Annotated in this window: 14 protein-coding genes; 8 read left to right on the top strand and 6 right to left on the bottom strand. The window is 38.9% G+C overall.

All coding sequences use genetic code 11. The features are described from left to right. Position 1: 1 nt before the first annotated feature. Together ACQKMH_RS15045 and ACQKMH_RS15040 are read right to left on the bottom strand one after the other, a co-directional pair. Positions 2–280: an ArsR/SmtB family transcription factor gene (locus ACQKMH_RS15045; protein ID WP_427588525.1), complete on the bottom strand. Its 279-nt coding sequence runs from the start codon at positions 278–280 to the stop codon at positions 2–4. Between the two features lie 588 nt (positions 281–868). Beyond that, positions 869–1267, bottom strand: coding sequence for a VOC family protein (locus ACQKMH_RS15040; RefSeq protein WP_427588292.1), 399 nt, complete (start codon positions 1265–1267; stop codon positions 869–871). Between the two features lie 351 nt (positions 1268–1618). On the opposite strand from ACQKMH_RS15040, the gene ACQKMH_RS15035 reads away from it, so the two are divergent. The 4 genes from ACQKMH_RS15035 (at position 1619) to ACQKMH_RS15020 (ending at position 4683) form a co-directional block, all read left to right on the top strand. Beyond that, a complete protein-coding gene (locus ACQKMH_RS15035) occupies positions 1619–1960 on the top strand; it encodes an ArsR/SmtB family transcription factor (RefSeq protein ID WP_427588524.1) in 342 nt (113 codons plus the stop codon). 17 nt (positions 1961–1977) lie between these two features. Then, positions 1978–3276, top strand: coding sequence for an arsenic transporter (locus ACQKMH_RS15030; RefSeq protein WP_427588291.1), 1299 nt, complete (start codon positions 1978–1980; stop codon positions 3274–3276). 34 nt (positions 3277–3310) lie between these two features. Beyond that, entirely contained in the window at positions 3311–3730 is a 420-nt protein-coding gene (arsC, locus tag ACQKMH_RS15025) for an arsenate reductase (thioredoxin) (RefSeq protein WP_427588290.1), read from the top strand. A 479-nt stretch (positions 3731–4209) separates the two neighbouring features. Next, positions 4210–4683, top strand: a complete 474-nt coding sequence (locus ACQKMH_RS15020; RefSeq protein ID WP_427588289.1) for a divergent PAP2 family protein — start codon at positions 4210–4212, stop codon at positions 4681–4683. 49 nt (positions 4684–4732) lie between these two features. Here the strand turns inward: ACQKMH_RS15020 and ACQKMH_RS15015 are convergent, their stop codons facing one another. Next, the gene (locus ACQKMH_RS15015; protein ID WP_427588288.1) at positions 4733–5521 is read right to left on the bottom strand and encodes a SurA N-terminal domain-containing protein; all 789 of its coding nucleotides are present in this window, start codon (positions 5519–5521) and stop codon (positions 4733–4735) included. Between the two features lie 682 nt (positions 5522–6203). Here ACQKMH_RS15015 and ACQKMH_RS15010 point away from each other — a divergent pair. Next, positions 6204–7409, top strand: a complete 1206-nt coding sequence (locus tag ACQKMH_RS15010) for a metallophosphoesterase family protein (protein ID WP_427588287.1) — start codon at positions 6204–6206, stop codon at positions 7407–7409. Positions 7410–7576: 167 nt separating this feature from the next. Here the strand turns inward: ACQKMH_RS15010 and ACQKMH_RS15005 are convergent, their stop codons facing one another. Genes ACQKMH_RS15005 through ACQKMH_RS14995 form a run of 3 tightly spaced genes read right to left on the bottom strand, consistent with a single transcriptional unit; the run spans position 7577 to position 10185 of the window. Beyond that, a complete protein-coding gene (locus ACQKMH_RS15005) occupies positions 7577–8134 on the bottom strand; it encodes a TVP38/TMEM64 family protein (protein WP_427588286.1) in 558 nt (185 codons plus the stop codon). A 1-nt stretch (position 8135) separates the two neighbouring features. Next, complete coding sequence (locus ACQKMH_RS15000) at positions 8136–8816, bottom strand: response regulator transcription factor (protein ID WP_427588285.1); 681 nt, start codon at positions 8814–8816, stop codon at positions 8136–8138. Continuing rightward, the gene (locus ACQKMH_RS14995; RefSeq protein WP_427588284.1) at positions 8794–10185 is read right to left on the bottom strand and encodes a sensor histidine kinase; all 1392 of its coding nucleotides are present in this window, start codon (positions 10183–10185) and stop codon (positions 8794–8796) included. Before ACQKMH_RS14995 ends, ACQKMH_RS15000 begins: the two co-directional genes overlap by 23 nt. An 840-nt stretch (positions 10186–11025) precedes the next feature. Here ACQKMH_RS14995 and ACQKMH_RS14990 point away from each other — a divergent pair. The 3 genes from ACQKMH_RS14990 to ACQKMH_RS14980 all read left to right on the top strand — a co-directional run bounded on the left by ACQKMH_RS14990 (position 11026) and on the right by ACQKMH_RS14980 (position 13151). Beyond that, a complete protein-coding gene (locus ACQKMH_RS14990; protein ID WP_427588283.1) occupies positions 11026–11766 on the top strand; it encodes a hypothetical protein in 741 nt (246 codons plus the stop codon). Beyond that, a complete protein-coding gene (locus ACQKMH_RS14985; RefSeq protein ID WP_427588282.1) occupies positions 11756–12490 on the top strand; it encodes a hypothetical protein in 735 nt (244 codons plus the stop codon). Before ACQKMH_RS14990 ends, ACQKMH_RS14985 begins: the two co-directional genes overlap by 11 nt. Positions 12491–12674: 184 nt before the next feature. After that, on the top strand, positions 12675–13151 hold the full coding sequence (locus tag ACQKMH_RS14980; protein WP_427588281.1) for an Lrp/AsnC family transcriptional regulator: 477 nt from the start codon (positions 12675–12677) through the stop codon (positions 13149–13151). Positions 13152–13183 lie beyond the last annotated feature (32 nt).

Genomic DNA, 13183 nt, shown 5'->3' with positions numbered 1-13183 from the left:
ATTACTCTATCCATCCTTTTAGCAAATTTTTAAGTGGTTCGTTGTTAAATATAACTACGCGATATTTTCCCTTTTTTTTTGATTTTACGAGCCCTGCATCTTCCAGTACAGAAAGATGTTTAGCTATCGCTTGTCGCGAAATGGAAACGTCGTGCTTCATAATGAGACGTACCGTAAGTTCATACAACGTCAGCTCATTGCGTTCGGATAGTTCGTCTAATATAAGCCGCCGTGTCGAGTCGCTAAGTGCTTTGAATATAGCATCTTTTTCCCAATTCATATATCGAGTATAAGCAACTATACGGTTGCTTGTCAAGGATGAGCAACTGTATGGTTGCGTGATAGAGGAACCGTATCATGCAATCTTAACAAGTTAAAGTCACATAATTGTAGTTTGAACAATTATAGAAATATAAATTGTATTTTAACAAAAAAGTGCATGGTTCGCTGGCACGAGTTGATCTCGCTGAATAGAATTATGTTTAGAAAGCATCCTAATCACCTCAAGGTTAATCCTTCTTTTTTATACAAAAAAGACTGTAGGAATAAGTTCTATCTAAATGTTAAAACAAAGTTGGTTGGAGCGGGTGTTCGAGACTCCTGCTTAGAAAAGCGCGTCTATGGGAGACCCCGCATGCGCAAGCAGAGGAGGCTCTCCGACCGCCCGCGGAAAGCGAGTTCCCTACGTTCCAATTTACGTTTAAATTGTAAAAGCTATAAAAAATAAAACTGTAGACAATCTCGATATTCATCGAGTTTGTCTGCAGTCTGAGAACAGTCTGGGTATAACAGACTGTTCTTTTGATTGTATTTCAAGATGCAGTATGAAATCACTTTTATGAAAGCTTTGTTAAAATACTTCAGACCTTCATGAAGGAAGATTGAGTTGCCACGATATTCCAAACTTATCATTTAACCAACCAAACCTCTGACTAAAACCATACTCACCAATTGGCATAAGTGCTTGTCCACCCTCGATAAGTTTCTGATAAAGGATGTTAATTTCTTCTTCAGTATCACAAGTAACAAAAATTGAGAATGAAGGGGTAAAGGAAAACTGATGCTTCACATTACTGTCAATGCACATGAATTCTTGCCCTTTTAAGGAAAAAGTAGCCTGCATTACAGTTCCCTCATCTCCATTTTCATTCGCTCCATAGCGAACAATACTTGTAATTTCTGAATCGTCAATGATGGATATGTAGTGATTCATCGCTTCTTCTGCATGACCATCTTGAAACATTAAGAATGGTGTAACTTTTTCCATTAAAATCATATCCTTTAGTCACTTAATTAAAGCCTTCATAAATTAATATAATGAATATACGTAAGGTGACTTTAATTTAATAATGACATTACCTGAAATATAATTCAATACAAGTCATACTTCTTCTTTATGCTAAGCGCCCCGATCGTTCATCAAGAAAATCATAATATCCTTTAATAGAGAATTTGTAAAAAAATCCACATGCAAGTTTTTTAGCAGATTAAAATGTAAAATGGTTTGTTGAATAGTTAATGGTTGATTAAATAAGAATATGCTTATACAATGATATTGAATAAGTACATAAGCATATGGTTATGTGTTGAGATTAGGCGAGGAGGGGATATAGTGCAAATGAATGAAGCGTTGGATATAGAAGCTACTGCAAATCTTCTTAAACTTTTAGGTGATAAAACACGTTTGACGATGGTGAAAATTATGTCTGAACATGAATGTTGTGTCTGTGAATTTGTAGATCTTTTTGATATGAGCCAACCTGCTATTAGCCAACATTTACGAAAGTTGAAAGATAGCGGAATCGTGAATGAAGCAAGAAGGGGACAATGGATATTTTACTCGTTAAACCAAACATCTCCGTATCACTCATATATTCTAACTGTTATCAAGGACTTGCCAAGTCAAGCATTTAAAGTTGAAGAGTTAACTGCACAAGGAAAACGAATTTGTTGTGACTAACGAGGAGGAGAACATCAGTGGGTTCAGTTTTATTAGCTAGTATCATCTTTTTGCTGACGTTGACACTCGTCATTTGGCAACCCAAAGGATTGTCAATCGGCTGGTCAGCATGCGGGGGTGCGGTACTTGCCTTACTAGTTGGGGTTGTTGACTTCAATGATGTAATTGCCGTTACGGGTATTGTATGGAACGCGACGTTGGCGTTCATTGCTATTATCATTATTTCTTTGATTTTAGATGAAATTGGTTTCTTTGAATGGGCAGCTCTACATATGGCTAGAGCGGCCAAGGGAAATGGAGTAAGGATGTTTGTGTATGTAAGCATTCTCGGAGCCCTAGCCGCTGCGTTCTTCGCAAATGACGGAGCCGCTCTCATCTTAACTCCGATTGTATTGGCGATGGTTCGAAACTTGAAGTTGGAAGAGAGAATGATCTTCCCATTTATTATCGCAAGTGGGTTTATTGCGGACACTACATCCTTACCGCTTGTCGTAAGTAATTTGGTCAACATTGTTTCTGCTGATTTTTTTGATATCGGGTTTATTGAGTTCGCATCTAGGATGATTGTTCCAAACCTGTTTTCATTAGCAGCTAGCATCCTGGTATTATATTTGTACTTCAGAAAGAGCATTCCGAAGAATTATGATATGGCTCATTTGAAGAAGCCAGTCGATGCCATTCGGGATGTGAAAATGTTTCGCCTGTCTGGGATTGTTTTAGGCGTTCTGTTGGTAGGCTATTTTATCAGTGAATTTTTCAATATTCCTGTATCCATCATTGCAGGTGTTATCGCCATTTTCTTCTTGTTTATGGCAAGACGAAGTCCAGCTGTTAATACCAAGAACGTTGTAAAAGGCGCACCATGGGCTATTGTGTTCTTCTCAATTGGAATGTATGTCGTGGTGTATGGATTGAGAAACGTTGGATTGACGAACATTTTAGCTGACCTTATACAAGTAACGGCTGATCAAGGATTATTCGCTGCTACTGTCGGGATGGGATTCATCGCAGCAATTCTTTCATCCCTTATGAATAACATGCCGACGGTCATGATAGACGCTCTTGCAATTGATAGTACCAATACAACAGGCGCGATTAGGGAAGCCCTTATTTATGCAAATGTCATCGGTTCGGATTTGGGACCGAAAATTACACCGATTGGTTCTTTGGCTACATTAATATGGCTGCATGTCCTTTCATTAAAAGGTGTGAAAATCTCATGGGGAACCTACTTTAAAACGGGTATCATCTTAACCATCCCAACGCTGTTCATCACATTAGTTAGCTTATATATATGGTTGCTCATTATTCACTAAACACATCATTTTACTCATGAAGGAGAGGAACAACATGGCTAAAAAAACACTTTACTTCTTATGTACGGGTAACTCTTGCAGAAGCCAAATGGCTGAGGCATGGGGTAAGAAATATCTAGGCGATGAATGGCAAGTACTTAGTGCAGGAATGGAAGCACATGGGTTAAATCCGAATGCTGTTAAATCGATGAACGAGGTTGGATTGGATATTTCCAATCAAACCTCCGATATCATCGACCCTGACATTTTAAATAATGCCGATTTTGTTGTGACATTATGCGGCGATGCGGCAGACAAATGTCCAATGACGCCACCGCATGTTAGACGTGAACATTGGGGCTTTGATGACCCAGCAAAAGCGGACGGTACAGATGAAGAAAAATGGGCTACCTTCCAACGTGTTCGTGATCAAATCGGAGAAAGAATTGAACGTTTCTCTAAAACGGGCGTATAAATAAAATGGAAAAGCCTTGCAGCGGGTTATTAATGTTGGCGACTACAAGCGCAAGGGAAAGCTATATTTGAAACAATGGTATGAACATATTGAATGGGACCTGAAATGTCTCGAAAAAAAGGCAAGGGGAAAAGAAGTACTGTTTCCTATGATGAAAAAGGTATTTACCGGAAGTATTTATAAGGAAAAAAACTGCTGAGAAATCGGCAGTTTTTTTGTCTAGTCGAATCTCAATACTCAATTCTTCAACACTGATAACGTAACTGGATTTCTCAGTGTCCAAGTAACTTATGTATCCTGTTGATTTTTTTTTAAGGTGTAACAATTTTGTTTAGTTATGAGATCTAAAGAATTACTAGACAAGATGAACCTATTAAAAGCTAGTAATCATGGAAGAACTCCGCATATAAAAATGAAATTTTGGGTATCAAAAGAGAGAGGATTGGGTTGGACTGGTCCGTGGACTGGAGGAGTTGCTCATGGAAAAGATGAATCGAGGAATATGGACGGCGCTGTCGGCAATCGGCATTGCGCAAGGCCTGAAAATTTTAACGCACAAGAAACTGACGGGAGAGTGGGACTTGAAGCAGGCCTTCACAACAGGAGGTATGCCGAGTTCGCATTCTGCTGGTGTCGCTGCGCTGGCATCCTATGTGGCAGCGAACAAAGGCTGGAGGCATACGGAGACTTCTCTTGCGACTGTGTTTGGTGTGATTGTGATGTATGATGCACAGGGAATTCGGCGCCATACAGGCGAAATTGCTAAGCTTGTGAACGATCTTGAAGATAATATGGCGAAATTTTCTGGTGAGTTTCCAAGTTTTAAGTATGTGGAGCGTGAGAAAGAGCTGAAGGAATTGCTCGGACATCAGCCAGTGGAAGTGGGGGCTGGTGCGCTGCTTGGCGTTGTACTCGGGCTTGTTTCGGCAAAAATGGAAGATGGTAGAGCTTAAGTTGCCATCATAAAGAAAAAGCTGCCAAAATTGGCAGCTCTTTTTTGCATTAAATCTTAATATCGACCTTAGCGTTTTTCTGAAGTTCTTCCACATGCTTCACAAGCTTTTCTTGTTTCTTTTGCTGCTCTATTTGTTTCTTGATTTGTGGCTTCATTTCTTCAAGTTTCTGTACTTTTTGCCCGCTTGCCTTGGCTTGCTCCGCAACCTGGTTATAATACTTTTCAATTTCTTCATCTGTTGCTGCATCAACTTTAATCTCATTTTCAACGTACTTTGTATATGGAATATTCTCGGCGATCTGAGTATTCAACATTTCCGCATTCAGACCTGCTTGTTTCATCGCTTCCTTGAATTTTTCCTCATTTTCATATTGGTCTTTGATTTTGGCAAGTTGCTTTTGAATTTCTGCCTTGGAGGCTGTGTATCCCTTTTTATCTGCAGCTTGAAGCAGTAATGTTTGCCCCACTAAAGAGTTGATCGTTTGCTCTTTAATTTGTTTGGCACCCTCCTTGGTTGTTGGGTCTTGTCCAAATTGCTGCATCTGCATTTGTGTCGTGGACAACACGTTATTATAGTCCGCACCTGAAATTTTCTCGTCATTGACGATGGCTACCGTTTTCTTTTCATCTACCTTTTGCTTATCTAGTTTCTTCTGCATTTCTTCCATCTTTTTTTGCTGTTCTTCAGTTGCTTTAGCCGTTTCTTTGCTTTGCTGATCCTCAGTTGTTTTTGCATCTTTTTCCTCATTTTTTTTATCAGCTTCATCGTTTGAACCACAAGCTGTTAGAACAACTGCCAATAATCCAATAATGATTGGGTAAAATAGTTTCTTCATTTTCAGTCTCCTTTCAATTCGGTACTTAAAAAAATCATCTAATGCGCATTATAAAGGAAATTCCCGTAAAAACACAATATATTCATTCTTTTTTTCCAGAAAACAGGAAGATAGTATAGGCATTGTACATAAAATAGGTGTAACCTTCTAGGAATTGAACCAATTTACCCTTTGGCATGCAATAAGTTGAAAAGAGATGGTCAGGACGACATACACGAACAAAAGGGAAAGCACTTCGCACCATCCAGAGCGGAGACTACCATAGACTATTTATGGAGCAAAAATCAGAGAAATTTTAAAAAAATTAGTTGTAGTGCCTAATTAAGGAGTAGCATTGTATACTAGCTAAGCTTGAAAACAAACTTTCCTGATGAATAATTGAAACGATAAAAGCCACTGGTTTTGGTTTCATACATTCCTTCTTCTATTGTTTTCTTTACTTCCCTTTCATATAACATTCATACTCCACTAATAATTCTATCTTATGATGAAGTAGGAGCTGAACTTTATAGGGTGATCTTCAATACCGTGTAAGTTTGTCATCATAATATATCCAAATCCAATTTTTTTGTTTACCATAATTCTTTTTTGAATTGGAACTACATAGTTAATGTGCTCACCATCGTATCGATAGCTTGATCCCCTATAAAACAGTTACTAGAAGAGAATGGGAGATTTTTTTATGAAGAATCAAGAACCACATGAAGGGTTGGATAGACGGAATTTTATCAAGATAGGAGGCATGAGTACACTTGCCTTAACACTTGGATTCTCCGGACTTTCAGATGATTTATTTAGCACTGCAGCACTGGCAGAAGAAAAAGATGACATGGCTCTTCAATTTAATCGTAATGGAAAATTAAAAATCGTTCAATTTAATGATACACAAGATGATGAACGTATTGATCGTAGAACTTTACAGCTTATGGAGAAAGTGCTCGATACAGAAAAACCTGATTTTGTTGTGCTTAATGGAGACATTATTACGGGTGGATGCGATTCAACTATGGAGATGAAGCAAGCCATTAACAATGTTGCGTATCCTATGGAACAAAGAGGAATCAAGTGGGCCATTACCTTTGGAAATCATGATGAGGATTCTACCCCGAAGGGCGGACTTGATGAGGAAGACATGCTCAAAATCTATCTTTCTTATAAATACAATATGAACAAACCTACAGTTGAAGGTATTACTGGGACAGGTAACATGAATTTACTTATAAAGGATTCAAAAGGAAAAAAGGCAGCTTTCAACCTCTGGCTGCTTGATAGTGGAAGATATGCGCCAAAAAACATTGCGGGTCAAGACTTTCAAGGATATCCTACATGGGACTGGCTTCGTTTTAATCAGGTAAATTGGTATTATGAGACGTCTAAGAAGTTAGAGAAAAAATGGCGAAAAAAAATTCCTTCACTCGCTTTCATCCATATTCCTCTTTGGGAACACAGGTTTATGTGGTATGCGAGCGTAGACCAAAGAGCAGACTCCAATCATGAGGTAGCCGTTAAAAAGCATAATATAGTAGGAGAAAGAAATGAAGAAGAGTGTATGGGACCAATCAACGGGGGGCTGTTTTCAGCGATGCTGGAGAGAGGCGATGTCAAGGGCGTTTTTTGCGGTCATGATCATATAAACACTTATGTAGGTAATTATTACGGAATCCTGCTTGGTTATGCGGGCAGTACCGGATTCGGTGCTTATGGTCTGCCGGGAGCTGAAAGGAACAGACTGCGCGGCGCCAGAGTATTTAATTTAGATGAAAATACAGCAGAGGTTCTAGTAGAAACGCACATGGTATTCGCAAAGGACTATGGGATCGACTTGACAGCTAATGATCAGAGCATTGATCCTGTGCCTCTAGAAAACAATAAGAAAGTTAAAATCTAAAGCAAATTATAATATTGTATACAATAAAGGATAGATAAAGCAGATTAAGTTCTGTCTTTATCTATCCTTCTATATGTTTGACATGATTTATTCCTTCTTTGTTATCAAACTCTTTCCTCATAACCTTATTAATGAGAATATCAGGTAATCTCTTTTAAGAGGGTCTCCTACTCTTTCATTTCTTTATTTTTACCTCTTTTAAAGTAATAAAAGACTACGATGATTAAAATCAATATGACTAGAATAGTCCTTACATCGTCTGAAGCCTGCAACACCTGTGTCACCGAGTACGCCTCGACAAGGAGGGCAGGCAGTTTGCCGATGGATGTGGCGATGAAGAAAATCATCACGCCCGTCTTACTTAATGCTGCAGTAAGGTTAATCACGCCGGACGGTATAAAAGGTAGGAGCCTGAGCAATAGAATCATCCAAAAGGCCGGATATCCTTGTGACTTTTGCAGGCTCATGATCCATCGATTCTTCATGTATTTGGGTTGGAATGTTTGAAAGCCTTTGCGATATAACCAAAAGCTCACTACGGCTCCTGTAATTTCCCCTATGTAAGAAACGATCAATCCCTTTTCAAATCCAAACGCGGTTATATTGGCTGCCGTGATGAATACGCTTGGAATAAAACCAAGCACGCTAATCAATATATTCAATACTATACTAACTGCAATGGAGAAGGGGCCACTGGATGCCAATGCGTCAGAAATGAAGTTCATATCAATTGACAGACCTCCATTTATATCCGATGCCCCAAACCGTTTTCAAATGTTGATCAACAGGAAAACCGGCATGACGTAATTTCTCTCTAATATTTCGAATGTGGGAATCGATTGTCCGATCTTCCGTGTCTGTTTTAAATCCCCATATGGTCGAAAGCAAGTGATCTCTGGAGTACACTTGATCAGGGGATTTGATAAACAAGCACAACATGGAAAATTCTTTTGGTGTCAATGGGACGGCTCTAGAATGATAATGTGCTTCATAAGCGGATTCATTTATTTTTATCCCGTTAAAGATCATATGGTCCTCTTGGTGATTATGTACTCGTCGAGTCACAGCTTCGATTCTGGCAAGTAAAACCTCTTCATTAAATGGCTTTGTTACGTAATCATCGGCGCCCTTTTTCAGCCCTTTTACCATTTCTTCCGCTGCATCCCGTGCGGTGAGCATGATAATGGGAATATTGGAAAACGCCCGGATCTTTTCGCACGTTTCCCATCCATCCATTTCAGGCATCATTACATCAAGAATGACTACATCCGCATGATTCTGCTTTAAGAACTGTAAGGCTTCATGTCCGGATTTCTTCTTTATGCATGTATAACTGTGAGGGATCAGGTATAGCTCTATAAGATCAATCATTCTCTGTTCATCATCAACCAAAACTGCTATCTTCATTTTTTATCTCCTTAAATATGATAGTGAAGCACGTTCCTTGCTCCAACTTGCTTTTAACTGAAATGGCCCCTCCTTGAATCTCAACTAATTGCTTGACGATGGAAAGCCCCAATCCAAATCCACCGGTACCTCTAGCACGTGATTTCTCGACACGATAAAAACGATCAAAGATATGCGGGATGTCTTCACCTGGAATACCAACCCCTTGATCGATGATGGAGATGGAAATACGGCCAAGTGATTCAGTGACTTTGATGGTGGTGATTGTATATTCGTTCGAGTATTTTAGTGCATTATCCAGCAGGTTAAGGATGACTTGCTCAAATCGTGAAGGGTCTATCTCAATATATAAATGATCCTTACATTCCAGATTCAATTGTATTTTTTTATTTGAAAAGGCTGGTAACACTTTTTCATGAATGGATTGTAGGAATGAAGAGAGCTGGACATTTTTTTTTGAAATGGTGAATGTATGTATATCCATTCTAGCCATATGGAATAGTTCGTCCAATAGTTTGTTTAATCGTTGTGATTCATCATGGATGACTTCTAAGTATCGTGATCTTTCAGCTGCATCCAAGTCTTTTCGGCGGGCAATGTCAGAGTAGCCCTTGATATAGGTTAGTGGCGTGCGCAGTTCATGAGAGATACTTGCCAAAAATTCATTGCGTTCCTTCTTTAAATAATTCAATTCATTAGCCAAGCTTTGAATGGATTGAGCCAGTTCACCTAGTTCATCATGTGAACGTACAGGTACAGCTACAGAAAAGTTCCCTAGGCTTAGATTGGTTGTCGCTTCCTTCATCGCAATAAGCGGTCTAGTCAGGGCTTTTGATAGAAAATAAATGGTGATAAGCATAACGAAAAGGAGCAATACAGTTGCAAAGATGAAATGTTTATTCAATTGGGCAATTAATTCTTCTACATCTCTAGTATTCTTGAACATATAGACATAGCCTTCATTTTCTTTATCACTTTTAAATGGTGTAACTGTGGCTATATACCGCTCATCCTTCCATCTTGATTGGATGATCAGACCTTTTCGCGGTACTTGTGGGAGCTTCTTTGCTAAGATTTTTTTCATTGCCCCATTTACCTCTTCGGACGACATCAGAGTATTGCCTGTAGTATTCGTGATGACGACATCTGTATCCGTATGTGATTCCATCAGGCCGATATGCTGAAGAGTTGAGTCGGAATAAGTGATTTCTAACACATCACGATGACTATTGCCACGAGCCTTCAGTGATTCCAATTCTTGGTTGATCCGGGAATGGATCACTTTATTATGCAAATAAAACATGGAGACGGTTTCCATCAATAAAATGCACACAAATATACAAAGCCCCAGCTTAAAGGAGATTTTCAATTTATCACCTTCTTATTTATTGAAGACAGTTTAGCGAAAAAATATGAAGAAAGTATGCAGTTTTTTATAGTTCCTTTCGTTTCTACTTAAATAACGATAATCCGAATGACGACTGGTTGCAAGAAGGACAACGTTTTTTAATGATCACGAACTGTCGTTTTTCAGCATTTGAATAGATGAAAATGGAAATCAGGTTGTATTTTGACTTCCTTCAATAAAGCATGAACTTAGCATTGCTAAGAAAAGCCTGTTTAATTAAGGGTGCCAGTAAATCCGTTTACGAAGGGACGAGTTTCAAAAAGAACAAGCGAAGAAGTTACACGTTCAAGCTGCTTCCATTCCTTTAATTTATATAGTTATATAGAATGGTCTGGTTTAATCACCTAAATCACAGATCGATGGATCCATATTCCATATGTGAAATTGAAACTGCCGAAAGAAACGGTAGTTTTTGTTTTTGTCTAAACGAAATATTTTGCGTATAGGAAACATTTTGTCACTAGTGAATAGTATGTAAAAAAGGAGCTGATTCATATGAGTTGTACAAACCGTACGCAAAAAAAAATAATGGCTTATTCCGCATTATTCAAAAAAATGGGTATTCTCAATGAAGAAGAATACAAAAATATCGCGAAGACCTTTCAAGCAAAGGATTGAGGAACGTTCCATTGAATGCCCATAAACTTTTATCCCACATTAAACAGGCTGTAAAACCCCCACCTACAATTTCCGAATGAAGTGGGGGACGGCAGTCTGTGGATAGATTCCCTGAATTACGAAAAAAGGATTTATATGGTATTGTATGAGAGTTGTATATATTAAGGGGGAGTGGTAGATAGAATGAATGGAATATTTGATGTGGGAGAATATTTGCATACACCCACTTTAATCCTTATGGTGCCTAGTTACATAATGATTGGGATTGTTTTTTCCATTATTTATAAAAAAATAGAAAGTCCTCCTAAGGTATGGAAGGCTCTCATTGTGTTTGTCCTAGGAATGATCACTTTTCGTTTTACTTTTAATCTATCAGAAGAGGTGGTAAGTGTACCCATTATCCCTATAGGGGTGGCCCTCTTATCATGGTTATTGAGAAGGAAAGGAGATATAGGCAGATGGCATCGTTTTCGTCGATTTGCCTGGCTCGGATTCTTATCGAATTTCATCTTTTTGGCGGCTTCACTATTAGCCATACCGCTGGATGAAATGATGTATCCCAAGAAGGAACCAACTACATATATGATGGACGTTAAAAATTCGTCTCTAATAGCGACCCATCCGAACTCTAAAGAAGTCACATTGAATCAAGAAGAGCTGCAAAGACAAATGAATAGGATGAAACAAAAGAAAATCGAGAGCGAATCTTGGTATTCCGGGATTAATGAAGAAAGCGGATATAAAGAAACGTTCCCTTATATTCTGTCAGGGACCGTTCATGAAAAGGGAAGTGGACTTAATGCACTCATTTATATTGAAAAGGATGGAAAGGGTCTACTGATTACACCAAATAAAGGGCAGCAGGTCTATTACAGGTTAGAAGAATCCATTTTGACTGAAGGAGGGGAGAGGAATGACTCATAAAACAAAAATGATTGTTTTCATTACAGCTGTTATATCGATGGGAGGTATCCTTTTATTTGGTCGATTTCCAAAAGCGCCGGAACCCTTCCTATCGAACAGACAAGTCATCGAACAAATAAACTCTAACTTCTCTGAGGCTCAACCGCTGGTCATACAAGATCAAATCTTTTTGGATGATACACATGTGTTTGTCCCCTTCATTAGCGAAGATAATCGATATGGGATGAGTTTTTGGGTCTGGAAGGGCAATAAATGGAGAGTGGCTTCTGTGGAAAATAGGGGTCAGCCACACGTTTGGAATGGAGAAGAAAAATCTTTGATCATGTGGAATATGGATCCGAAAGATGACATTTCCGAAATTAGGGTTTTTATGAAAAAAGATAGAGATTTTATGGTATCGGATGGCAAAGCCACCTATCAACCTGGAATAGAAATGATGCACAGCATTGTGATGCAGGGGAAAATGTACGGAGTCGAGACGTATCCCGACAATTGGCAGGAACTTATGGATCATTTTGTAAAACTAAAGGGCGAAGTTGGTCAGAAAGACTTTCTTGAGTTGAACGAACCGATACAATTGGCGATTAATTTTTATGATAAGGATGGGAAAGAGACTTATCCTGAACACGCCTTTAACGGAAATAGCTATACGACAGGAAATCATTTTGTGGATGTTCCTTTTCTTGTTCATGTGGAAGTGGATGAGTTGGAGGGGACTTATTGAAAGTGAGCTGCCAAAATTGTCAGGCCTTTATTCATTATACTAATCAGTTTAGATAGTGTGATATTGACCAATATGATCAATAGGCTGTTGTTTTAATGGAGGTTATGTAGAAGGAAGATTTGTTGTGATCCCGTGGTTGTCTCTGCGATAATAGAATAAAGAAATCGAAAAGGAGTTACAAAGGATGGCAGAGGACTTTAAGATTCCCAGCTTGAAAGTGGATGAGATCGATAAGAAGATCATATCGGTTTTACATGAAGATGGGCGAATTTCATATACCGACTTAGCGAAGAAAGTGGAGCTCTCCAGAGTTGCGGTTCAGATGAGAATTAATCATCTTGTTGAAAACGGCGTGATTGAGAGGTTCACTGCGGTCATTAATCCAGCTAAGGTGGGCATCCATGTTTCCGCATTTTTTAACGTTGAAGTTGAGCCTAAATATTTGGAATCGGTGGCCCAGCAATTGGAAAGCGAGCCGGCTGTAACGAGTTTATATCATATGACCGGCCCGAGTAAACTCCATATGCACGGAATCTTTTCTGATAATCAGGAGATGGAACGTTTTCTCAATGAAAAGTTGTATGCGGTCGTCGGGGTTGTCAGCGTTGATTGCCAAATTCTCATTAAACGTTATAAGAGCCGGATGGGCATGAAACTTTAACTAAAAAAATCCGCCTTTATAGGTGGATTTTT

Origin of the sequence: Peribacillus sp. NPDC097895, assembly GCF_050277555.1 — a bacterium.
Lineage (GTDB): Bacteria > Bacillota > Bacilli > Bacillales > DSM-1321 > Peribacillus.
This window is presented reverse-complemented; position numbering and strand designations above follow the sequence as displayed.